Source organism: Synechococcus sp. A15-62 (genome assembly GCF_014280075.1).
Lineage (GTDB): Bacteria > Cyanobacteriota > Cyanobacteriia > PCC-6307 > Cyanobiaceae > Parasynechococcus.
Map to the genome: position 1 here is coordinate 777,469 of NZ_CP047950.1, position 22,325 is coordinate 799,793.

Genomic DNA, 22,325 nt, shown 5'->3' on the forward strand with positions numbered 1-22,325 from the left:
CCAACACGAGCTGCAGCCTGCCTGGTGTCACGTTCATCGCGTCCGCAAGGTCGTTCTGCTCTGGCGATGTTGGCGGGGGGGATTGCGGCGGCCGGGGTGCTGTCGCTGGTGGTATCCAACCCATCGTTGGAGGACTATCAGGCCCATGCCGGAGACCAGCTGGTCCGGTTGGGCACCAAGGAACTGTGCGACGAACCAACCCTGCCGATGGTCCTGCGTCTCTGGATTCGCAATTGCCCTGAACTGATTGCCTCCCAGCGGGATGCACTGGGGGCATTGGCAGGCCAGTTCACCACCCGCCGCAACCTGTTTGTGGCCAGTCTTTATTCCACGCGGATGGAACGGAAGGAGATGTTGCCGGGTCTGCGCCTGCCTGGTTTTGAAGTGCTCAGCCTTGGTGTGGCCGGTCGTTTCGTCGTCCTCCGCACCGATGCCAGCAATGGTGCTGAGCGGTGATGGACACCCCGTCGCTTGAGACCCAGCCGGGGAGTGGTTCCCTTGAGGCCTGGGCACCCCTGGGACTGCTGGATTTCGCCCCTTCAGCGCCCCTGCCTGATGGCGAGAAGCAAGGGCTGACGCCTGTGCGGCTTGCCTGGCATCAAGGGCGCTTGAGGGAGCCCATGCCCCTGGCCGCCGAACACGTGTCTCCTTCTCGGATGGTGCTGCCGCGCTTGGTCGACTGCCATGTCCATTTGGACAAGGCCTACACCTGGCAGGAGCATCCAAACCTCAGCGGCAGCTATGGCGGTGCCCTGGAGGCCAACCTGCGGGAGCACAGCAGCCGAACCGTGGCCTGTGTGCTTCAACGCGGAGAGCGCGCGATGGAGAGGGCATTCGCCAATGGTCTGCGGGCCATGCGTAGCCATGTGGACAGTGGAGGCCCCGGTGCTGAGCCCAGTTGGGAGGCCTTGCTCACCCTGCAGCAGCGCTGGCGCACCCGCATTGATCTCCAGCTGGTGGCGCTGGTGCCCTTGGAATTCTGGTGTTCAGCTGAAGCGGATGCTCTGGCGCGTCGTGTGGCCGCCAGTGGCGGCTGTCTTGGTGGTGTGCTGACCCCTCCTTGTGGATCGGCTCTGGTCACCGAGCAGTTGGAGGCGTTGTTGCGCCTGGCAGATCGCCACAACTGCGGTGTCGATCTGCACATCGATGAGGCGGATCACGGCCCGGCGGAGGGAATGGTTCAGCTGCTGAAGGCTCTGCAGCGCGTGCCGGTGCAGGTTCCCGTTACTTGCAGCCATGCCAGCAGTCTTTCCCTGCTGCCGGCGTCACGCCTGATGCGATTGGCAGAGCGCATGGCAGCAGCGCAGCTCAGTGTGATTGCGCTTCCCCTCACCAATGCCTGGTTGCTGGCGCGGGCGGATCACGCCACACCACTTCAGCGTCCGCAGGCTCCGATCCGTCAGTTGCAACGTTGTGGTGTTCCGGTGGCGGTGGCGGGTGACAACGTGGCCGACCCCTGGTTCCCGGGAGGTGACTTCGATCCCTTGGCCCTGCTGGCCGCATCGATGCCTTTGACCCAGTTGCTCCCCTGGCAGCGCCTGGGCTTGGCCCCCTTCACCACGGCACCGCCCGCCATTCTTCAGTTGGAGTGGGATGGAGTGCTGCGGGCTGGTGCTCCAGCCGATCTGATCTGCATGGAGGGCCAGGGATGGTCGGACCTGATCCGCTCTGCTCCCCAGCGTCAGGTTCTTGTGGACGGCCACTGGCAGTCGTCACCGGGCGCTAGACCCTGACCAGTGTTCCGCCACGCCATGGGTCGCGCCGAAGCCTTGATTGCCCTGCGGCAAGCCCTCAGTGCTGTTCCGGAACTGGAGCTGTTGGAGGAACCGGGGGAGCTGCAGCGCCATTCCCGGGACGCCTTTGAGTACTCACCCGTTCTGACGCCGCGGCTGGAGGCCTGCCGTGCTGAGTTGGTGGTCCGCCCGCGCACGGTGGATGCCGTTGAACGGCTGGCTTCGGCCTGCGCTGAGCACCAGGTTCCCTTAACCCTGCGCGGCTCCGGGACAGGGAACTACGGCCAGTGTGTGCCTCTGCAGGGCGGTGTGGTGATGCTCACCACGGCCCTGCGGCAGATCCGCTCGATTGATCCGATCACCGGGGTGGTGACCGTGGAACCGGGCTGTGTGATGCGCGATCTGGATCAGGAGTTGCGCCGGCATGGACGCCAGCTGCGCTTGATGCCCAGCACCTGGCGCAGCGCCACCATCGGTGGCTTTGTGGCAGGGGGCTCCGGGGGCATCGGTTCGCTGCGCTGGGGCTTTCTGCGGGATCCAGGCCATCTGCTCGGGTTGGAGATCGTGCCGCTACGTGCCGATGCCCAGCGCCATCAACTCGGCGAGATGGATGCTGAGGCCTTGAATCACGCCTATGGCACCAACGGCATCATCACGGCCCTCAGCCTGGCCACAGCTCCAGCGGTCAACTGGCACCAGGTGAGTGTCGACTGCGAGCACTGGGAGCAGGCGATTGAGCTGATGCAACGGATCGCTGCCTCGGCCTTGGATCTCCATCTGGCGAGCCTGCTGGAACAGCCGCTGCTGTCGCGTTTGCCCAGCTGGGGTGGACCTGCCGTCTCGGCGCACCGTCTTCTGTTGCTCGTCGCCCCCGATGGGCTTAACAGCCTGCATCGGATGGCGCAGTCAGCCGGCGCCATCCTGCGGGATCTCGGCCCTGAGGATCTCTCCGGGGGCAATGGCTTGCGCGAGCTGAGCTGGAACCACACCACCCTGCATGTAAGGGCTTCAGAGCCGGGATGGACCTACCTGCAGATGCTGTTGCCGCAACCGGAGGCCCCAGCGATGGGGGCACTGAAGCAGCGCTGGGGTGATGCCCTGCTCTGGCATCTTGAGCTTGTGCGTCAGCAGGGCAGTCCCCGTCTGGCGGCGCTGCCGTTGGTGCGTTGGCAGGGGGCGGATCAGCTGAACCGGTTGATGGACGACTGCAGGGCCGCGGGTGCGGTGTTGTTCAACCCCCACGTGATCACCGTGGAAGACGGCGGCCTTGGTGTGATCGATGCCGATCAGGTGGCGGCCAAGATGCGATTTGACCATGCCGGCCTGCTTAATCCTGGCAAGCTTCGGGGATGGGAGGAGCGCACCTGAGGATCAGCAGCCCAAGCTGTCGAATGTGGCAACTCCGGTGCTGGGATTGATGCCATCTGCCTCGCCGCACAGTCGGCGTTGATCATCTCGATCGAGCAGGGCGTCAGTGAAATCGGCCCCCTCGATCTGAGCGTTGCTGAAGCTGCTGCCCGACGCAATGATCCCGGTCAGGACGGCATTGCGGAGATCGGTGGCGACGAAGTCGGCGCGGTCCATCAGGGCATCGGAGAGGTCAGCACCCTGGAAATCAGCCTCGGCGAAGGCCCCTTGGGTGAGGATTGCTCCATGCAGGTTGGCGCCCCGGAAATTCGCACCGCGGCCCACGGCTCCGGCGAAGGATGTATTGGCCAGGTTCTGTCCTTCGAAATCGCCATTGCTCTGGTTGGTGAGCGTGTAATCCACCTTTTCCTGGAACAGGGCGCGGTCCTGCAGACCCACTCCAGCTGAGGTGTCCAGGGCCTGGGCAGGTGATGCCATGAGCAGGAGGGGCAGGAGAAGGCCCAGCAACCAGGAGATTCGCAGCACAGTTCACGCGCAAGCTGTGCTCACTCTGCCGTTACAACGCCGCGAGCGAACAGGTCACCGATCAGATACAGCGATCCGGCAACAATTGGCACCGGTGTCGGCCATCCATTGCTGCTGAGCTGGTGCAGCACGGTTTCGAGGTTGTCGGCCTCCTGCATCTGGTGCTCGAGCTGAGGCAGTTCCTGGAGGAGGGCCGACCGGTTCCAGCTCCTGTGGCTTGGCACCGGAATGATCCAGGCCTGGTCCTGCGGCTGTAGCAGCGTCCGGAGCATGGCGACAGCGTCCTTGTGGGCCTGGATTGCCAGGATCCACACCACACCATTGGCGGCATGGCTCCAGAGGCTGCGTTCTTCGGCCAGTTGCACTGCGGCCGGTGGATTGTGGGCTCCATCAAGGCGAAGCCTGTGGTCACCCCAACGCACGCTTTGCAGCCGACCGGGCCAGTGGGCTGTGGCGAAGCCCTCCTGAATCACAGCCTCAGGCAACGTCCAGCTCAAGCCCGAGAGGGCTTGCAGGGCACCAAGGGCCACAGCGGCGTTGCTGCGCTGAATGGCGCCGGGCAAGCCCAGTTGCCAGATTGGATCCAGGGGCTTCACCCAGTGGAGCCTGGCCTGCTGGGTCCGGCAGGTTGTCTCCAGGACGTCCCGCACTTCAGGGGCTTGGGCGCCACTGATCACGGTAGCCTGAGGCGGGATTGCTGCCGCTTTTTCAGTTGCGATGGCGGTGAGGCTGTGGCCCAGGTGCTCGCAGTGGTCCAGGCCAATGCTGGCGACGGCCACGACAGGACGGCAGGGATGGGCCGTGGTGGCATCAAGCCGTCCCCCCAGCCCAACCTCCAGCACCAGCAGCTCGCAGGCGTGCTGTTGGAACTCCAACAAGGCGGCGGTCACCAGCAGTTCAAACGGAGTGAGCCGATGCCGTTCGTTCAGCGGCTGGAGTTCCTGCAACCGGCTGCGCAGGGTTTCAATCGCAATGGGTTTCCCCTGGATCCGGATGCGTTCGCACCAGCTCACCAGGTGGGGGGAGGTGGTGACACCGCAGCGGAGGCCAGCGGCACAAAGGGCTGATTCCAGAAAGCTGACGATGGAACCCTTCCCGTTGGTGCCCAGCACCTGGATCGCTGGAATCGTCCGACAGGGATGGTCGAGCTCGCGCAGGGCCGCATCCATGCGATCCAACTGCAGATCCATGCCACGCAGATCGAAGCGCGGGATCAGATCAGACAGATCGTCCACTCAGCTGAGGCTGGAGAGGGTTGTCGCCAGACGGCGCAGCAGTTCGCGCACCTCGCGCTTGTTGATGGTCAGTGGGGGCACCATGCGCAGCACTGAGGGGCCGGCCGCCACGAGCAGCAGGCCGTGATCGATGGCGGCTTTCGCCAGCGCGGGTGCCGTCCAACTGCTGCCTTCCCGGATCACGATGCCCTGCAGCAGGCCCCAGCCGCGCACGCCTTGCAGGTGCTCCGGGAAGCAGTTCACGAGCTCTTGGAGTCCATTGCGCAGTTGTTCGCCACGGGCTGTGACGTTGGTCAGCAGATCGCGGCGTTCGATTTCGGTGGCCACTGTCAACCCCGCTCTGCAGGCGAAAGGATTGCCTCCGAAGGTGCTGGCGTGGTCGCCGGGTTCGAACACATCAGCTGATGCATTCACCAACAAGGCACCAATGGCATGGCCACCGCCCAGGCCCTTGGCCAGGGTGAAGGCGTCAGGGGTGATGCCCAGCTGCTCATAGCCCCAGAGGCGTCCACTCCGCCCCATGCCCACCTGAACTTCATCAAGGATCAGCAGGATGTTTCGCTCCGTGCAGATCTCGCGCAGGCGTGAAAAGAAAACGCGATCTCCAGGGTTGACGCCACCCTCCCCCTGCAGGGGTTCAACCAGAACGGCCGCGATCGAGGGGCCGGCCTGTTCGTAGCGGTTGATCAGGGCTTCGAGGGCCTTCAGATCGTTGTAAGGGAAATAATCAAACCCGGTCACCATGGGTTCAAAACCCTTGTGGTACTTGGGTTGACCCGTGGCGGTGACCGCCGCAAGCGTGCGGCCATGGAAGCTGGCTGCTGCCGTGAGAATCACGGGCTGTTCGATACCGCGCCGTTGATGGCCGTGTTTGCGGGCCAGCTTGATCGCGGCTTCATTGGCCTCGGCGCCGGAATTGCAGAAGAAGACGCTGTCGGCACAGCTGTTGTTCACCAGCCAGCTGGCCAGCTCTTCCTGTTCCGGAATCCGATAGAGGTTGGACACGTGCTGGAGCCGTCCCAGCTGCTTTCGCAGAGCCCGCTGCATAGCCCTGTCGCTGTGGCCCAGGGTGCAGGTGGCAATGCCGGCGACGGCATCCAGGTAGCGCCTGCCTTGAGTGTCCTTGACCCAGCAGCCGTTCCCTTGGGCCAGAGCCAAAGGGAACCGGCCGTAGGTGTTCATCACAGCGGAGGGATGGGAGCCGGGGGACTTGAACCCCCAAGACCAGTGGCCGGCTGATTTTGAGTCAGCTGCGTCTACCAATTCCGCCAGGCTCCCGCACAGGGATTGTATTGATTGAAGGGCCCCACTTCAGGGGATGTTGCGCTTCACCTCAGCGCCAGCAGTGCTGAGCTTGGCTTCGAGGTCGTCGTAGCCCCGGTCCAGGTGCTTCAGACCAGCCACTTCGGTGATTCCTTTGGCGGAGAGGCCAGCCAGCACCATGGCTGCGGCTGCACGGAGGTCGGTGCCGGTGACGGGAGCTGCGCTCAGCTGAGCCACTCCTTCAACGATGGCGGTGCTGCCCTCGAGTCGAATCGATGCCCCCATGCGCTGCAGTTCGGCCACATGCTGCAGACGGTTTTCGTAGATCTTTTCGCTGATCACACTGGTGCCCTTCGCGGTGCACATCAGGGCCATGAACGGTGCCTGGAGATCGGTTGGAAACCCGGGGAACGGTTGGGTGGTGATGTCCACGGCCGTGATCTCGCCAGGGGTGATCGTCACGGCCCTCCCCTTGATCTCGATGGAGCAGCCGCAATCACGAAGTTTTTGGATCACAGCGCTGAGGTGTTCGGGAATGACGGGCTCCACCACCAGTGGTGAGCGCGTGATTGCCGCCGCCATCAGGAATGTTCCGGCTTCGATGCGATCCGGGATCACCGGGTAGTTGCTGCAACCACGGAGACGCTCTACGCCTTGAACGGTGATCATCGGGCCGCCAGCGCCGCTGACCTGGGCTCCCATGCTGTTGAGCAGGTTGGCCAGGTCCTGCACTTCAGGTTCCTGAGCAGCGTTTTCAATGGTGGAGACCCCATCGGCCAAAACCGCTGCCATCAGAATGGTTTCGGTGGCGCCAACGCTGGGGCAGTCGAGCACGATCTGAGCGCCCGTAAGGCGTTTTTTGCTGCCGGGCACTGAGGCCGTGACAATCCCGTGCTCGACATTGACGACGGCACCGAGGGCTTTGAGTCCGCGGATGTGCTCCACCACGGGACGAGCCCCGATACGGCACCCTCCAGGGAGAGGGACCCGAGCGTGTCCCAGGCGTCCAAGCAGCGGACCAATGCTGAAGAAACTGGCGCGCAGGCTGTTGACCAGTTCGTAGGGAGGGGCCGAGCCACTGAGCTCGGCTGCGGTGAGGCGAATGCAATCCGACTGCCTGTCGACTTGAACCCCCAGAGATTCGAGGATGGCACTCATGCCATCGATATCTGTGAGAGAGGGAATGTTGGTCAGCTCAATGGTCTCCTCGCTGAGGAGGCTGGCTGTCATCAGCACCAGAGCAGAGTTTTTCGCACCGCTGACGCGAAGTGTCCCCTTCAAGCCATTGCCACCGCTGACATTGAGGCGTTGCTTGAGACTCTCCTGAGACGCTTCTGCAACGGCCATCATCGGTGAGCTGATCCCCTATGTCCGGAGTTTGGCAACAGTTTTTGAGACCGTCTAGACGGCCGGCGTTCAAAGTGGACAGTTTGTTACGAGCGGCTGGGGCCGTCAGGGATCGGCGATGGCCTATGGTCTTGCGGTCGAAAACGACACGCCAGCGGATGTGGCGGAATTGGTAGACGCGCTAGTTTCAGGTACTAGTGGTGGCAACATCGTGGGAGTTCAAGTCTCCCCATCCGCACTAACTTTGTCGGGTAACGACACCCGACAACCATGATCGTTCTGAAAATTTCCAACGCTTCGGAAGTCGTTGCTTCGAAGGTGGGGAAATTTCTTGAGTTTCTCACCCCTGATTCCATCGACCATGCAACCGTCGAAGATCAGGTGATTAAAAAGATGATTGAAAATCTGGCAGCGGAAGGAATCAAAGGCGAAATCGCAGCCATCAATGGCCTCGAGCTCGACGGAGAAGATCTGAGCGTTCACAAGGGCCTGAACGTGCGCAAACACGCAGCGTTCTGAGTCGTTCTCTGGATTCCTCTTTCCCCCTGATCAGCAGCCGACGTAATCCCCTGGTCAAACGGCTGCGAACCCTGGCCACCCGTGCTGGGCGAGAGGCCGAGGGGCTGTTGCTTCTCGAGGGCACCCACCTGTTGCAGGAAGTTCTCAGGCAGGGCAACGCACCCGTTGAAATCATCTCGACTGAAGCCTGGTGGCAAGGTCATCCGGCCCTGGCTGAACGTTGTGTCCAGGCGCGATTGCGGATCGTCACAGATGAGGTGTTGCGGGCTGCTCTCACAACAGTCACACCTGATGGCGTTGCCTGCCTGAGCCCCCTGGATCGACTGCCCGCCGTCCCACCAGAGCTGGACTTCCTCCTGGTTCTGGATCGGATTCAGGATCCAGGGAATCTGGGCACGTTGCTGCGCACGGCCCTGGCCGCTGACCTCAACGCGGTTTGGATGGGGGCTGGCGTTGATCCCCTTGGCACGAAGGTGTTGCGGGCCTCTGCCGGTGCTCTGCTTCAACTGCCGCATCAACGCTTTGGACCCAGCGAAGCGATGGCGATTTCACAGCTTCGGCAGGAACTGAAGCAGCTGGCAGCTTTGGGTGTGCAAGTGGTGGCCACCCTGGTGCCCGATTCGACCCAAGCTTCTCCGATTCCCTATTGGGATCTCGACTGGACGCTGCCGACGGCGCTGGTGCTGGGAACCGAGGGCGCAGGTCTGCATCCGGATCTGCAGGCCTGCTGCACCCATGCCGTCACGCTCCCCCATAGCGCACGGGTGGAATCCCTGAATGTGGCGTCTGCCGCTGTTCCTCTCCTTCTGGAGCGGCGAAGAGCGACAATGACCGCCACATCGCAGCAGTTCGGGTGAGCGACGCCAGCTTCGACTTCGACGTCATTGTTATTGGAGCCGGCTACGGCGGCTTCGATGCTGCCAAACATGCCGCCGAGCACGGCTTGAAGACGGCGATCGTTGAATCCCGCGACATGGGTGGCACTTGTGTGAACCGGGGCTGCGTGCCCTCCAAGGCGCTGCTGGCCGCCAGTGGAAAGGTGCGGGAACTGGCAGACGACAAACACCTCTCGAGCTTCGGCATTCACGCTGCTCCCGTCCGGTTCGAGCGGCAGAAGATCGCTGATCACGCCAATCAGCTGGTTCAGACCATCCGCACCAACCTCACCAAAACCCTCGAACGGGCCGGGGTGACCATCCTTCGTGGGCACGGCCGTCTTGAGGGCAGCCAGAAGGTGGGACTGCGGGAACCCAGCGGGGTCGACAGGGTGCTGACCGCCAAGGACGTGATCATCGCCACCGGATCAGATCCCTTTGTTCCGCCAGGCATCGAAACCGATGGCCGCACGGTGTTCACCAGTGACGAGGCCATCAACCTGGAATGGCTGCCCCGCTGGATCGCCATCATCGGCAGCGGTTACATCGGCCTTGAATTCGCTGATGTGTACACCGCCCTCGGTTGCGAGGTGACGATGATCGAGGCCATGGACAAGGTGATGCCCACCTTTGATCCCGACATCGCCAAGATCGCTGGGCGTCATTTGATTGATGGTCGTGATATCGATGCGCGTTCCGGTCTGCTGGCCCGCAAGGTCACCCCGGGCTGTCCGGTGCAGATCGAACTGGCTGATTTCAACAGCCGTGAACTGGTGGAGACCCTTGAGGTGGATGCCGTTCTGGTGGCCACAGGGCGTGTTCCCAGCAGCAAGGGTCTCAACCTGGAGTCGCTGAATGTGGAAACGAACCATGGTTTCGTCCCGATCGACGACGCCATGCGCGTTCTGGTCAACGACCAGCCTGTTCCTCATCTCTGGGCCGTGGGCGATGTAACCGGCAAGCTGATGCTGGCCCACACGGCTGCTGCCCAAGGCACCGTTGCGGTGGACAACATCCTTGGCCATGCGCGCGAGATCGATTACCGGAGCATTCCGGCGGCCACCTTCACCCATCCCGAGATCAGCTCGGTTGGCCTGACCGAGGCGGATGCCAAAGCTTTGGCAGAGAAGGATGGCTTCCAGCTCGGTTCCGTTCGCAGCTACTTCAAGGCCAATTCCAAAGCTCTGGCTGAACTGGACAGCGATGGCCTGATGAAGCTGCTGTTCAACAAAACCAGCGGTGAAGTGCTTGGCGCCCACATCTATGGGCTTCACGCCGCCGACCTGATCCAGGAGGTGGCCAATGCCGTTGCCCGGCGCCAGAGCGTGCGTCAGCTCGCCACCGAAGTGCACACCCACCCAACCCTCAGCGAGGTGGTGGAGGTTGCTTACAAGCAGGCTGCCGCCCAGGTGGCCGCCTGATCCCGCCCCACGTTTTTCGTTCCAGTCTTTTTCCTCTTCTATGGAGATCCGCCGTCGTCCCCCCAACCCCAAGGTGAGGGTGGCCCATCTCGAATATGCGGTGCCCCACGATGACGAGGAACCGCGTCACATTCTCGAGAAAATTGTCTGGGAAAAAGACCGTGAGATCGATGCCGCCCGCGAAAAGGTTCCCCTCGACAACCTGAAGCAGCAGATTGCCAAGCTTCCTCCCACCAAGGATTTCCTGGGGGCGCTTCAGGCGGCCGCCACGAAACCTGCGGTGATCGCTGAGGTGAAAAAAGCGAGCCCCAGCAAAGGGGTGATCCGTGAGGATTTCGACCCGGTGGCGATTGCTAAGGCCTATGCCGCTGGTGGTGCAAGCTGCCTCTCGGTGCTCACCGACAAGACCTTCTTCCAGGGCGGCTTTGATGTCTTGGTGGAGGTGCGTCAGGCCGTTGACCTGCCTCTGCTCTGCAAGGAGTTTGTGCTGAGCCCTTACCAGCTGTTCCAGGCCAGAGCGGCCGGGGCTGATGCGGTGCTGCTGATCGCTGCCATCCTCTCGGATCAGGATCTTCGTTATCTCAACAAGGCTGCGGCGGCACTGGGCCTCACCGTGCTGGTGGAGGTTCATGACGCCACCGAAATGGACCGGGTGCTCAACATTGGCGGCTTTCCCTTGATCGGAATCAACAACCGCGATCTCACCAGCTTCGAGACGGATCTGGCCACGACCGAGCGGCTGCTGGTCGACTTCAACGACCGGTTGAAGCAACAGGGGGTGCTGCTGGTGAGTGAATCGGGTCTGTTCAGCCGGGCCGATCTCGATCGCGTGCAAGCCGCCGGTGCGGGGGCTGTGCTGGTGGGGGAAGCCTTGATGCGGCAGCAGGATGTTGAAGCTGGTCTGGTGCAGTTGATCCAGGCCGGTTAAGGCCGTTGCCGTTTCACTGCTGATGCAGAATTGCGACATTCAGGCGGTTCTTTGTGCTGATTAGCCTTTTGACCGGTGTTGCAGCCGGGGCCGTTCATGTCGTGGGTGGTGCTGATCACCTGGTGGCCATGGCGCCTTTCTCCCTGAGCAAGCCATGGGCCGCCTTTCGTCACGCCCTGGCGTGGGGTGCTGGTCACTCCACCGGAGTCGTGGTTCTTGCGTTGATCGCCATTGGTCTGAAAGACCTGGCCCATGTGGAGGCGATGTCGTCTTGGGCGGAATTTTTGGTGGGTGTTGCCCTGCTGGTGGTGGGTGCCCTGGCCGTCCGCACGGCGTTCGGGCTGGAACTGCACACCCATCAGCACCGCCACGACGGTGCCGCAGAGCATCGTCATCTTCACTTGCATGTGCGCGGCGCCAGCAACCACCGTCGCCACGTCCACGCCTCCTCCGGCCTGGGCTTGCTGCATGGCCTGGCGGGGGCCAGTCACCTGCTTGCAGTGATCCCTGCGTTGGCCCTGCCGCCCCACGCCGCTGTGGGCTACCTCGTGGCTTACTTGCTTGGATCCATTGGCGCCATGGTGGCCGTGGTGTCTGTGGTGTCGTTCCTCACGCTCCGCAGCGGTGCCCGGCTGATGCCTTTTCTTGTGGGCGGTACGGGTGCTCTCTCGATCATCACCGGGGCCATCTGGCTGCAGAAGACCTCACCGGCTCTGTTCTGATTCCCTACGCGGCAACCGACCCACCACTTCGCCGATCAGCAGGCTTGTGGGCACAGCTCCAAGTTGGCGGCTGTCGGTGCTTTCGCCTGGGTTGTCTCCCAGCAACCAAAGCCCCGTTTCCTCAACGCTCTTCAGACGCTTGATCAGGCGCAGCTTGCTGCGCTGGGGATGCCAGGTCACGACCACGGATCCCAGGCAGGGTGCGGTCTTCCGTCCCAGCCGCCTGACCAGAACCCGATCTCCGGGTTCAAGGGTGGGTTGCATCGATCGTCCTTCGATGCGAAGAAGCAGGCGTCGGCCACAAAAAAGCAGCAACAGGTCGCGAAGACCTGCTGCTGCGATGGAGGGATTGGTTCTGTTCGAACTCAGGATGCGGTGACCCAGGCGTCGGAACGGCCCTTGGATTGCCAGAACATGCCGTGGATTTTCTCAACGGCGGCCATCAGTTCCTCGGCCTTGGCCTGATCGATGTTCACCTTGCAGGCGCTGCAGAGTTTGGCTGCTTTCCAGAAGGTGTAGTGCAGGTCGGGGAAGGTGGCCAGGTGATCGGGCTTGAAGTAGTCGGTCCAGAGGATCAACAGCTCTTTCTTGGTCTTCTGTGCTTCCTCTTCTTTGATGGCCACGTAGCGGCCGAAGGTGTTGTTGTAAGCGGCCAGGGCAGCAGCGGCACCAGAGGCGGGAGCTTCCATCGCCTTCAGCTTTTTGGTCATGGACAGCACGGCTTCGGCTGCCACACGAGCGGAAGCCGGGTCGTACACGCCACAAGGACCGTCGCAATGGGCTTCTGCCACGGGGGCAGGGAGTGCACATGCAAGGGCGGAAAGGGCCGAGCGCAGCATCGGTTCAGAGCGGAATTGGCTTGGGTTGAGCCTAGCTTCCGCTCACTTCTTCACGTCGAGCAGTTCCACCTCGAAGATCAAGGTTGCGTTGGGGGGAATCACGCCACCGGCGCCCCGGCTTCCGTAGGCCAGGTCGGAAGGGATCACCAGCTTGCGTTTGCCACCAACTTTCATGCCGGCAACACCTTCATCCCAACCCTTGATCACCCGACCAGCCCCGAGGGGGAAGCTGAAGGGTGTGCCCCGGTCGTAGCTGGCATCGAACTGGAGTCCGTCTTCCAGGGTGCCGCGGTAATGCACCACAACCGTTTGGCCGGGGGTGGCCTCTTCGCCGCTGCCCACCTCCAACTCAATGATTTTCAGACCACTGGCGGTGATGGTGGTGTCGGGGGCATCGAGGGGGCCACCGAGAGCTGATGCGTCTGCGGAAGCGGAATCGTTGGCCATGGCGAAAAGAGTCGGGTTGGGGTCGTCAGGGTCGAGTTCGAAGCTCAACGCCTGTTTGGGTTTCGAAGCTTCGCTGCGAACGGCAGCAGGTTGCACCGGGGCTGCGGAAACGGTGGAGGGGGCCACGATCTGGCTGACCAGCGCCAGGAGCAGGCAGGCCACACAGACCGTTGTGCTGATGATGATGTCGCGCACGGAAAGGCTTCTGTTGCGCTGATTCTGACCTCCGGTCCGCGGCGTCGGCGTTCATTCAGGCCGGTTCATCTGCCGCAGCTGTTGCTCGAGGCGATCAATGCGACCGCGCAGCTCGTCCACTTCCTTCTGGCTGGGAACACCAAAGTCCTGGAGCAGGTTGTCGCGGTTGCGTTCCAGGTTGCGCCCCACCTGCTGTTCCAGCTCGGGGGTTTCACCGCGCAGGGCCTTGAGCACGTCGTCCACCAGAGCGGATGCTTCATTCGGATCCAGCCGGCCACTGCTCACCCAGTTCTGGGTGACGCCGCGCAGACGCTCAGCAACGAGGGTGGTGGTGCCCAGGCCGCGGAGCAGCAGTTGCTGGAGAGGATTCGCGGCATCCATGGCGACAGGTGGGCGGGTCCGATCCAGGATGCCTTCGGCCGGGACTGCTGACCATGGGCAATCACCAACTGAAGGCCGGATCGCGGGCGCTGCTTGGCGGCGTCCTGGCCGGCGTGGCTCCATCCCTTGGCGGGCCATTGCTGATGGTCCCCGCCCTGGCGCTGCTCTGGTCCGTGGCTGAGCGTCCCCGGTGGTCGGCCGGCTGGGGACTGCTGGCCGTTTTAATCAGTCACAGTTGGCTTCTGGCCCTGCATCCACTTACCTGGATGGGCGTCCCCGCCTGGCTGAGCCTGCCTGTGGCACTGGCCATCTGGCTGGCCTGCGGGAGCCTTGCCGCTCTGCTTCTGGCCGGATGGTCTGTGCTGGCGCGGTGGCTGCCTCATCACTGGCCGCGTCCAGTGCGGCTGATGTTGCTGGCCGGGGTCTGGGCCCTGGCCGAACTGGTGCTTTCGGGCTCGCCGCTGTTCTGGATCGGCGTCGGCGGCACCACCCTGCCCTGGGACCGTCCCCTGGCGGGATTGGCCCGCTGGTTCGGTTCCGGAGGGCTGACATGGCTGCAGTTGTGCTGGGGCTGCTGCCTGCTGGCGCTGTTCGAGCAACCCGCTGCCTGGCGTCGCTGGGGCATGCTCGGATTGGCCAGTGTGCTTCTAGCCCATGGTTTGGGCAGCTGGCTGTTGTCGGCGCCGCCGCCGGTCGGCTCCGTTGCTCTGGGGGTCTGGCAACCCGCCGTTCCCACCCGAGAAAAATTCGATCTGGAACGTCAACAGGCGCTTCCAATGGCTCTGGTGGATGCGATGCGTCAGCTGGAGCCCAACAATCCAGCCGCTGTGGTTGCTCCGGAGGGAGCGCTTCCGGCGCGTTTTCAGCTGCCGGCCGAAGCTCCAGCCGTTCCTCTGATCAGTGGCGGATTCCGTTGGGTGCGGGGTCAGCAACGAAGTTCCTTGTTGCTTTACGAGCCGTCCGACTGGTTTCCCGTTCCTCTGGCAGACAAGCACCGTCTCGTGCCGATCGGGGAATGGATTCCGCCTCTTCCTGCCGGGCTGACGGCGGGACTGTCTGCGGTGGGGGGACTGTCCCCCGGTCCGGCCCCGAGAACGATGGCGGTGGTGGAACCCCCTGCGGCCGTTGCGATCTGCTACGAGATCGCCGATGGTCTGGCTCTGGCCCGCGCCGCTGCCGATGGAGCGACCTGGCTCCTGGCTATCGCCAATCTCGACCCCTATCCGCTCCAATTGCAGGAGCAGTTTCTGGCTCTCGCGCAGTTACGGGCGATCGAGACAGGACGGGATCTGCTCAGCGTTGGCAATACGGGCCCCACGGCGCTGATTTCGGCCAACGGGTCGGTGCAGAGGTTGTTAGCGCCGGAAGCCCCTGGGGTCGCCGAGGCCGTCGTTCAGGTGCGTCAGCGCGTCACGCCCTATTCCCGTTGGATCAGCCCCCCACCCAGAACGGTTTCACCGTCGTAGAACACAGCCGCCTGGCCTGGTGTGATCGAGAACTGCTCCTCCTCAAAGCTGAGACGGCAGCGGTGGGGCCGGTCCCGCTGCTGATCTGCTTCGGTTGCTGGAAGGGGTGAAAGCTCCGCACGCACCGGCGTACTGCGGTAGCGCACCTGCACCTCAACGGTTCGCGGCGCCTCGATCGGGTCAATTGAGACCCAGTTCACCGCACCCACCACGCAGCTGTCTCGGCCGGCCTCGGCCCGGGGTGCCACGACCACCCGATTCATGGCAGCGTCAAGGCGGATGACGTGAAGGGGCTCGCGCCAGGCCACACCGAGCCCTTTGCGCTGACCGATGGTGAAGTGTTCAATGCCGTCGTGCTCGCCCACAACAGTCCCGTCCGCCAGCACGATTTCCCCCTGCCGCGGTGGCAGATAGGCATCCAGGAACGCCCGCATCGATCCGTGGTGGTCAGCCAGGCAAAGATCCTGGCTCTCCGGTTTTTCTGCGGTGCGCAGACCGTGGCGGGCGGCTTCGAGTCGCGTGTCGGGTTTGGTCAGCTCCCCCAAGGGAAAAACGATGCGTCCAAGAACCTCCTGGGGCAGGTCATAGAGGAAGTAACTCTGGTCTTTGCGGGTATCGAGGCCCCGCAGCAGCTGATGTCGCCCTCGATCGCCGCCATGGCGGATCCGGGCGTAGTGGCCAGTGGCGATGCGGGGCAGTTTGCGCTCCTGCAGAGCCCAATCGAGCATCGGTCCGAATTTCACCGATCGATTGCACTGGGAGCAGGGCAACGGCGTGATCCCATCGCGATAGCCATCCACCAGCCGTTGAACGATTTCCTGTTGGAACGTTTCGCGCGTGTCCACCACGTGGTGGGGAATGCCCAGCTGTTCACAGATGCCGGCCGCATCCACCAGCCCCTCGGCGCAACAGGCTCCTTTCCCGCTCATCAGCCAGAGGGTCAGGCCTTCCACCTGCCAGCCCGCTTCCACCAGCAGTGCCGCCGTCAGGGAACTGTCGACGCCTCCAGAGAGACCAACGGCCACACGATGCTCCCCGGGCCATTGCCTGAGGCGCTCAAGAGCAGCCTCTCCAGCGCGGGTTGTGGTGGATCCGACGGCCATGGGCGGCGCAGGGAGTTCTCTCCATAGTGAGGTCCCGGCAACCTTCAACTGGTGTGGCCTCCCGCTGATTCCGATCACGTGCTGGTGGATGCCGCGTCCATGGGGGCTGCGGAACAGAGGTTGTTCGAGAGCGGAATGCCCGTCGCCGCCTTGATGGAGAAGGTGGGGCTGGCCATGGCGGCTTGGCTTCTGGCACGCCGGGATCTGCTGCGCCATGGCGTGGTTGTCCTGGTGGGACCGGGTCACAACGGTGGCGATGGTCTGGTGGTGGCCCGGGAGTTGCACCTGGCTGGCATCGAGGTGTCGTTGTGGTGTCCCTTGCCGATTCGCAAGACCCTCACCGCTGAACATCTGCGCCACGGGGAGTGGCTTGGTCTGCGCCAACGGATTCAAGAGCCCGATCCAGGCGGATCCGAACTGTGGCTGGATGCGGTCTTCGGGCTCGGCCAGAGTCGGCCGCTGCCAGAGCTCTTGGCGGACCTGTTCCGGCGCCGCCAGCAGCTTCGGCCAGGGGCCTTGATCAGCCTGGATGTGCCGTCGGGCCTTTGCTCCGACCAGGGAACCGTGTTGGGCGAGCAGGCGGCCTGTGCCTCGGTCACCCTCAGTGTTGGCTGGTTGAAGCGCGGGTTGTCTCTGGACCCGGCCCGTTCCTGGGTTGGAGCATTGGTGCGGATTGATCTGGGGTTGCCGTCTGCGGTGTTGGGCAACGCCGCAGCGGTCTTGCCGCGCCGTCTACCGGTGAGCGAGTCCTGCTCGGCCCCGTTACCGCCGTTGCCGCCCACGGCGATGAAGTACGAACGGGGCCGCTGCCTGGTGGTGGCTGGCAGTGATCGCTACCCCGGCGCAGCACATCTGGCGCTGCGGGGTGCCATGGCCAGTGGCTGCGGCTGCGGCTGCGTTCAGGCCGTTGTGCCGCCCCGTCTTCAATCCAGCTTGTGGCAGGTGTTGCCGGAGGCGATGCAACTGGAGGACGGGGTGATTCCAGAGCGGCTGGATGCGGTTTTGGTCGGTCCCGGGCTGGGGGAGTCCACCCATTGGTGGAGCCAGTGGTCGGAGCAGATGCTCAGCGTTGCCGGTTTGCTGGTGCTCGATGCCGATGGCCTCAATGGCCTGGCGGCCAGCCCTCAGGGGTGGCGCTGGTTGTTGAAGCGGCGGGGGCCGACATGTCTGACACCCCATGCGGCTGAGTTTTCCCAGTTGTTTCCAGACTGTGATGCGGGTGATGCGCTTGAGAAGGCGATCGCCGCGGCCCGCTGCAGCCGTTGCTGCATTTTGCTGAAGGGTGCGCATTCCGTGCTGGCTGATCCATCGGGTGCGGCGGTGGTGCTGGCCGGCACATCCCCCCGGGTGGCCCGCACGGGTCTGGGCGATCTTCTGGCCGGTTTCGTCATCGGTTGGGGCGCCCAGGGAGTTGCGGCACAGCAGCAGCCCGGGCTTGAAAGCTTCGCTGCCGCTGCGGCTTTGCACGGTTTGGCGGCAGCTCGTGCTCGATCCAGTGATGCTTCAACGATTGCGGATTGTTTGAAAATCAATACAGCGCGGTGTCAGAAAAAGCAAACAACGATGTTCAACGAAGTCTGAATAAATGATTCGTTTTGATTGCCTCGGCGTGCAGGTCCCAAAAGAGCTTTTCTTGGTTTTTAAATCTTTCGCAAATCTGAAATGTTGCGGTTTGCTGTTCTGAATCTGAAGGGTTGCTGAAAACACTTCGACATTCTTTCTGTTCGTAGGAAAGTCAACTCACTTCCGCAGCACCCAAGGTGTCCACAGCTTCCAAGCCGCTGGAGACGCAACGTCGGCGCAGCAGCGACCCCGTCAGTTGGTATCTCGCCACCATCGGCAGAATTCCACTGCTGACCCCAGCCGAAGAAATCGAGCTGGGCAATCAGGTGCAGGCGATGATGGCCCTCACCGAAGACGGTTCTCGTGAGTTCGAGGATGGAGAACTCACCACGGCACAGCGCCGTCTTCTGAGGATCGGTCGCCGCGCCAAAGAGCGGATGATGAAGGCCAACCTTCGTCTTGTGGTCAGCGTCGCCAAGAAATATCAAGGCAAGGGTCTGGAATTGCTCGATCTGATTCAGGAGGGCTCACTGGGCCTGGAGCGTGCTGTTGAAAAATTTGATCCCACCCGCGGTTACAAGTTTTCCACCTATGCCTTCTGGTGGATCCGCCAGAGCATGACCCGGGCGATTGCCTGCCAGTCGCGCACGATTCGTCTTCCCGTTCATCTCAGTGAGCGGCTCACCACGATTCGCAAGGTCAGTCTTGATCTGGCCCACAAGCTCGGCGCCATGCCCAGCCGTGTGGAGATCGCTGAAGCCATGGATATCCCCTTGGATGAGCTGGATTCGCTGCTGCGCCAGGCGCTCACCACCAGCAGCCTGGATGCTCCCGTCAACGGTGAGGAGGGTCGCAGTTTCCTTGGGGATCTGATCGCTGATTCATCCCTTGATGAACCGCTCGACATCGTTGAACAGCGGATTCATCACGAGCAGCTGGGCCGCTGGCTGAGTCATCTGAGCGAGCAGGAGCAGCACGTTCTGCGCATGCGCTTCGGGCTTGAGGGCAACGAGCGTCACACGCTTGCTGAAATCGGACGCTTGATGGAGGTGTCCCGCGAGCGGGTGCGTCAGGTTGAACTCAAGGCGCTGCGGAAGTTGCGCAATCTCACCCGACGGCTTCCGAGCGGCATCTGAGCCGCCACGGGAGTCGATTGATTCGGTTGATCCAGGTCAGCTGAATCAGTCTTCAGCCCAGATGTATCGGGTGAGTTCTGCTGGGTCTGGCTCGGGTGCGGAGAGGGCGAAGTCAACGCAGTCCTGAACGATCCCGTCGATGTCCTTTTCGATGGCGCGCAGTTCATCGCTGTTCACCAGACCCGCTTCGGTCAGGTCCCGCTCGAGGGCTTTGAGGGGATCACGCTTGGCCCAGAACTGCTTTTCTTCCTCCGCCCGCAGTTCGTCCGGATCAGCCAGAGAATGCCCGCGGAAGCGGTAGGTGAGGCATTCCAGCAAGGTAGGACCTTCACCCGCCCTGGCACGTTCCACGGCGCGTTGGGCCGCTGCCCGCACCGCCAGAACGTCCATGCCATCCACTTCCTCTCCGGCCATGCCGAAGGAACTGGCCTTGCGCCAGATCTCCGGGTCGCTGGTGGCCCGGTCGTGGGCCATGCCGATGGCCCACTTGTTGTTCTCGACCACGAAGATGATCGGCAGCTTCCACAGCTGCGCCATGTTCATGCATTCGAAGAACTGACCGTTGTTGCAGGTTCCATCGCCAAAGAAAGCTGCTGTCACGGCGTTGCTTGAGGCATCACCAAGGGCGTCGCGCTTGTAGCGGCTGGTGAAGGCAGATCCGAGCGCTACGGGAATGCCTTCGGCGATGAAGGCAAAGCCGCCAAGAAGGTGGTGCTCCTTGGAGAACAGGTGCATCGAACCGCCGCGGCCTTTGCTGCAACCGGTCTCCTTGCCGAAGAGTTCGCTCATGACTTCGCGGGCCGGCACACCGGCGCTTAAGGCATGCACGTGGTCGCGATAGGTGCTGCAGAACCAGTCGTGCTGCCGTTTCATCGCACCGATCACGCCGGTGCTGACCGCTTCCTGACCGTTGTAGAGGTGCACGAAGCCGAACATTTTGCCCCGGTAGTACATCTCGGCGCACTTGTCCTCAAAGCGCCGGCCCAGGGTCATGTCCCGGTAGAGCTCCAAGCCGGTGTCCCGGTTCACGGTGGCCCGTTGTGTGGTGACCAGCTTCGAGAGCCGTTCGGCGTGGGGACCAGCAGTCGCAGTGCCAATCGGAGCGGAATCGACAGCGAGGTCCTGACCCATGTCCACCTGAGGGATTGCGTTCAACTTTAAGGGCCAGCCGATGAGCGATGGGCAAAACCCCTGACACTGACTAAGATCCGCGTCTCCTCGCAGCGGCGCTGTTGGATCTGCCCATTGATCATTTCCGACTTCTGGGCGTCAGTCCATCGGCAGACCCTGAGGCAATCCTGCGCCGCTTGGAAACCCGCTGTGACAGTCCACCAGATCAGGGCTTCACCCATGAGGCTCTGCTCCAACGCGCCGATCTGCTGCGTCGCTCCGCCGATTTGCTGACCGATCCCGCGGACAGGGCTGAGTATGAAGCCGCTCTGTTGCGCCTCAGCGAATCCCATCCGAACGGCACGGTGGGATTGGACCTCCCCACCAGCAGTGAGGTGGCGGGTCTGATTCTGCTCTGGGAAGCCCATGGAGCTCTCGAGGCCTTTCAGCTGGCAAAGCAGGGGCTCCAGCCCCCCCAGGCTCCAGCCCTCGGCAGTGGCCGTGAAGCGGATCTGACGCTTCTGGCCGCCCTGGCCTGCCGCGATGCTGCCTTGGAGGAACAGGAGCAACGGCGCTATGAGTCGGCGGCCCAGCTGTTGATCGAGGGCATTCAGCTGCAACAGCGGATGGGCAAGCTGCCCGACCAGCAGCGCCGGCTGGAAAACGATTTGCAGGGCCTCACTCCCTTTAGGATTCTCGATCTGCTGAGTCGTGATCTTGGCGATCAGGCCTCCCATCAACAGGGTTTGACGCTGCTTGATGAGTTGGTCGTGGCCCGGGGCGGCTTGGAGGCCGCTGATGTTGATGACGATCAGCCCGGCAGCCTCAGCCAGGAGGATTTCGAATCGTTTTTTCACCAGATCCGCCGCTTCCTGACCGTTCAGGAGCAGATCGATCTGTACAGCCGCTGGTTTGAGGCGGGCGCCGCCGATGCCGGTTTCCTCACGGTTCTGGCCCTCACTGCTGCAGGCTTCTCCCGGCGCAAGCCCGAGTTTCTCGAGCAGGCGCGTGAGCGGATGCAGACGCTTGCCAATGCTGATCTCGATCCCATGCCTCTGCTGGGGTGTCTGGATCTGCTGCTGGGCAACGTCAAGGATGCGGATCGGCATTTCGCCGTCCTGCGGGATCCGGATCTGCAGGCCTGGTTCCTCAATCACCCGGGTGATCGGCTGGCCGCGCAGTGCGAGTACTGCCGGGCCTGGCTTGAACGTGATGTCTTGCCGGGATATCGCGACGTGGATGCCTCGGGTGCCGATCTCGATGCCTGGTTCGCTGATCGTGATGTTCAGGGCTTTGTCGATCGTCTCGATCGCAAGGCGTCGCGGCAGATCGGATCCGACGACATGACCTTGGCTTGGGCAACGGCAGGCGATGCCTCCCTTGGGGAGCCGAGCGAACCAGCTGAATCAGACCAGGCGGTTGACTCCGAAGAAGCGGATGCCACACCGCTCTGGCAGCAACGTTGGGTCCGCCCCGCTGCTGCAGCGCTTGCACTGATCGGAATCACCGTTGCAGGTTTTGCCCTGGTTCGACGCAACTGGAATCCCGCGTCGCAGATGGCGCAAAGCGCTTCACCGTCCGCTTTGGAAGAGGAGGTTGAAGCGAAGCTGGAGCTCGACGCTGCTTCATCTCCCGTGGATGAAGAGCCCATGGATGACGAGCCCGTGGCGAGTCTGAAGCCCGATCTTGAGCCTTCAGCTCTTTCTGAGCCACTGGTGAGTGATGCCCCGACGGAAGCCGAGCTTCAGGCCTTGCTCCAGGGATGGCTTGATGCCAAAGCGTTGACACTGTCCGGCCAGGCAGCGGATCTGTCCGTCGTGGCGAGGCAGCCCCTGGTGAAGCGCGTGGAGCAGGAGCGGGCAGCTGATCAGGCTGCAGGGCGATCCAAGTCGATTGATGCATCCATCACCACCATTGAGGTGGTCGACCGCAAGCCTCAGAGGATTGAATTGCTGGCCCAGGTGGCCTACAGCGATCGCTTGACGTCTGGCGACGGAACCGTCATTGAAGAGACAGCGCCGACTGATTTCATCGTCACCTACGTGCTCGGCAGGGATGGAACCCAATGGCGTTTGCACGACTACATCCCAGGCTCCTGAGTTGCTGAATCGGATTGCATGACCGTCGCTTTTTACGATCACCCCATTGA

General features: G+C 62.7%; 22 protein-coding genes and 2 tRNA genes. 13 read left to right on the forward strand and 11 right to left on the reverse strand.

What is annotated here, in order from left to right:
• Window positions 1–66 precede the first annotated feature (66 nt).
• The 3 genes from SynA1562_RS04255 to SynA1562_RS04265 are packed head-to-tail and all read left to right on the forward strand — an operon-like array spanning window position 67 to window position 3,101.
• Complete coding sequence (locus SynA1562_RS04255) at window positions 67–456, forward strand: DUF4359 domain-containing protein (RefSeq protein WP_186495308.1); 390 nt, start codon at window positions 67–69, stop codon at window positions 454–456.
• Entirely contained in the window at window positions 456–1,733 is a 1,278-nt protein-coding gene (locus SynA1562_RS04260; protein WP_186494872.1) for an amidohydrolase family protein, read from the forward strand. The genes SynA1562_RS04255 and SynA1562_RS04260 overlap by 1 nt, the downstream gene beginning before the upstream one ends.
• 18 nt (window positions 1,734–1,751) lie before the next feature.
• Window positions 1,752–3,101, forward strand: a complete 1,350-nt coding sequence (locus SynA1562_RS04265; RefSeq protein ID WP_186494873.1) for an FAD-binding oxidoreductase — start codon at window positions 1,752–1,754, stop codon at window positions 3,099–3,101.
• A gap of 3 nt (window positions 3,102–3,104) precedes the next feature.
• Here the strand turns inward: SynA1562_RS04265 and SynA1562_RS04270 are convergent, their stop codons facing one another.
• The 5 genes from SynA1562_RS04270 to murA form a co-directional block, all read right to left on the reverse strand.
• Entirely contained in the window at window positions 3,105–3,578 is a 474-nt protein-coding gene (locus SynA1562_RS04270) for a pentapeptide repeat-containing protein (protein ID WP_255445772.1), read from the reverse strand.
• Window positions 3,579–3,646: 68 nt separating this feature from the next.
• Window positions 3,647–4,861, reverse strand: coding sequence for a folylpolyglutamate synthase/dihydrofolate synthase family protein (locus SynA1562_RS04275; protein ID WP_186494875.1), 1,215 nt, complete (start codon window positions 4,859–4,861; stop codon window positions 3,647–3,649).
• Window positions 4,862–6,043 carry an aspartate aminotransferase family protein gene (locus SynA1562_RS04280; protein ID WP_186494876.1) on the reverse strand — a complete coding sequence of 394 codons (1,182 nt, stop codon included), beginning with the start codon at window positions 6,041–6,043 and terminating at the stop codon, window positions 4,862–4,864.
• 13 nt (window positions 6,044–6,056) lie between these two features.
• A tRNA-Leu gene (locus tag SynA1562_RS04285) sits at window positions 6,057–6,139 on the reverse strand.
• Between the two features lie 33 nt (window positions 6,140–6,172).
• Complete coding sequence (murA, locus tag SynA1562_RS04290; RefSeq protein WP_186494877.1) at window positions 6,173–7,474, reverse strand: UDP-N-acetylglucosamine 1-carboxyvinyltransferase; 1,302 nt, start codon at window positions 7,472–7,474, stop codon at window positions 6,173–6,175.
• 151 nt (window positions 7,475–7,625) lie between these two features.
• On the opposite strand from murA, the gene SynA1562_RS04295 reads away from it, so the two are divergent.
• The 6 genes from SynA1562_RS04295 to SynA1562_RS04320 all read left to right on the forward strand — a co-directional run bounded on the left by SynA1562_RS04295 (window position 7,626) and on the right by SynA1562_RS04320 (window position 11,936).
• Window positions 7,626–7,709: transfer RNA gene (locus SynA1562_RS04295), tRNA-Leu, on the forward strand.
• Between the two features lie 32 nt (window positions 7,710–7,741).
• Window positions 7,742–7,990: a hypothetical protein gene (locus SynA1562_RS04300; RefSeq protein ID WP_186494878.1), complete on the forward strand. Its 249-nt coding sequence runs from the start codon at window positions 7,742–7,744 to the stop codon at window positions 7,988–7,990.
• Window positions 7,991–8,016: 26 nt separating this feature from the next.
• Complete coding sequence (locus SynA1562_RS04305; RefSeq protein WP_186495309.1) at window positions 8,017–8,847, forward strand: RNA methyltransferase; 831 nt, start codon at window positions 8,017–8,019, stop codon at window positions 8,845–8,847.
• Window positions 8,844–10,286: a dihydrolipoyl dehydrogenase gene (gene lpdA / locus SynA1562_RS04310; RefSeq protein WP_186494879.1), complete on the forward strand. Its 1,443-nt coding sequence runs from the start codon at window positions 8,844–8,846 to the stop codon at window positions 10,284–10,286. Before SynA1562_RS04305 ends, lpdA begins: the two co-directional genes overlap by 4 nt.
• Before the next feature lie 40 nt (window positions 10,287–10,326).
• A complete protein-coding gene (gene trpC, locus SynA1562_RS04315; protein ID WP_186494880.1) occupies window positions 10,327–11,214 on the forward strand; it encodes an indole-3-glycerol phosphate synthase TrpC in 888 nt (295 codons plus the stop codon).
• Window positions 11,215–11,267: 53 nt separating this feature from the next.
• A complete protein-coding gene (locus tag SynA1562_RS04320) occupies window positions 11,268–11,936 on the forward strand; it encodes a hypothetical protein (protein ID WP_011363864.1) in 669 nt (222 codons plus the stop codon).
• On the opposite strand, the gene sodX is transcribed toward SynA1562_RS04320, so the two are convergent.
• From sodX to SynA1562_RS04340, 4 genes are read right to left on the reverse strand one after another with little or no spacing between them, the layout of a single operon-like run.
• Window positions 11,919–12,251, reverse strand: coding sequence for a nickel-type superoxide dismutase maturation protease (gene sodX, locus SynA1562_RS04325; protein WP_186494881.1), 333 nt, complete (start codon window positions 12,249–12,251; stop codon window positions 11,919–11,921). The genes SynA1562_RS04320 and sodX overlap by 18 nt on opposite strands.
• A 50-nt stretch (window positions 12,252–12,301) precedes the next feature.
• Window positions 12,302–12,775 carry a superoxide dismutase, Ni gene (sodN, locus tag SynA1562_RS04330; protein ID WP_186494882.1) on the reverse strand — a complete coding sequence of 158 codons (474 nt, stop codon included), beginning with the start codon at window positions 12,773–12,775 and terminating at the stop codon, window positions 12,302–12,304.
• 42 nt (window positions 12,776–12,817) lie between these two features.
• Window positions 12,818–13,417, reverse strand: a complete 600-nt coding sequence (locus tag SynA1562_RS04335; RefSeq protein ID WP_186494883.1) for an FKBP-type peptidyl-prolyl cis-trans isomerase — start codon at window positions 13,415–13,417, stop codon at window positions 12,818–12,820.
• 51 nt (window positions 13,418–13,468) lie between these two features.
• Complete coding sequence (locus tag SynA1562_RS04340) at window positions 13,469–13,798, reverse strand: phasin family protein (RefSeq protein ID WP_186494884.1); 330 nt, start codon at window positions 13,796–13,798, stop codon at window positions 13,469–13,471.
• A 53-nt stretch (window positions 13,799–13,851) separates the two neighbouring features.
• On the opposite strand from SynA1562_RS04340, the gene SynA1562_RS04345 reads away from it, so the two are divergent.
• Window positions 13,852–15,264 carry an apolipoprotein N-acyltransferase gene (locus SynA1562_RS04345; RefSeq protein ID WP_186495310.1) on the forward strand — a complete coding sequence of 471 codons (1,413 nt, stop codon included), beginning with the start codon at window positions 13,852–13,854 and terminating at the stop codon, window positions 15,262–15,264.
• Here SynA1562_RS04345 and mnmA read toward each other — a convergent pair.
• Window positions 15,216–16,367, reverse strand: a complete 1,152-nt coding sequence (mnmA, locus tag SynA1562_RS04350) for a tRNA 2-thiouridine(34) synthase MnmA (protein WP_186494885.1) — start codon at window positions 16,365–16,367, stop codon at window positions 15,216–15,218. The two genes, SynA1562_RS04345 and mnmA, sit on opposite strands and share 49 nt — an antisense overlap.
• Before the next feature lie 51 nt (window positions 16,368–16,418).
• Here mnmA and SynA1562_RS04355 point away from each other — a divergent pair, with 51 nt between their 5' ends.
• Window positions 16,419–17,948 carry an NAD(P)H-hydrate dehydratase gene (locus SynA1562_RS04355; RefSeq protein ID WP_186494886.1) on the forward strand — a complete coding sequence of 510 codons (1,530 nt, stop codon included), beginning with the start codon at window positions 16,419–16,421 and terminating at the stop codon, window positions 17,946–17,948.
• 179 nt (window positions 17,949–18,127) lie between these two features.
• The gene (locus SynA1562_RS04360; protein WP_186494887.1) at window positions 18,128–19,066 is read left to right on the forward strand and encodes an RpoD/SigA family RNA polymerase sigma factor; all 939 of its coding nucleotides are present in this window, start codon (window positions 18,128–18,130) and stop codon (window positions 19,064–19,066) included.
• 45 nt (window positions 19,067–19,111) lie between these two features.
• On the opposite strand, the gene pdhA is transcribed toward SynA1562_RS04360, so the two are convergent.
• Entirely contained in the window at window positions 19,112–20,197 is a 1,086-nt protein-coding gene (gene pdhA, locus SynA1562_RS04365) for a pyruvate dehydrogenase (acetyl-transferring) E1 component subunit alpha (protein ID WP_186494888.1), read from the reverse strand.
• A gap of 101 nt (window positions 20,198–20,298) precedes the next feature.
• Between pdhA and SynA1562_RS04370 the strand changes: the two genes are divergently transcribed.
• Window positions 20,299–22,275: an IMS domain-containing protein gene (locus SynA1562_RS04370; RefSeq protein WP_186494889.1), complete on the forward strand. Its 1,977-nt coding sequence runs from the start codon at window positions 20,299–20,301 to the stop codon at window positions 22,273–22,275.
• The last annotated feature ends 50 nt before the right edge of the window (window positions 22,276–22,325 follow it).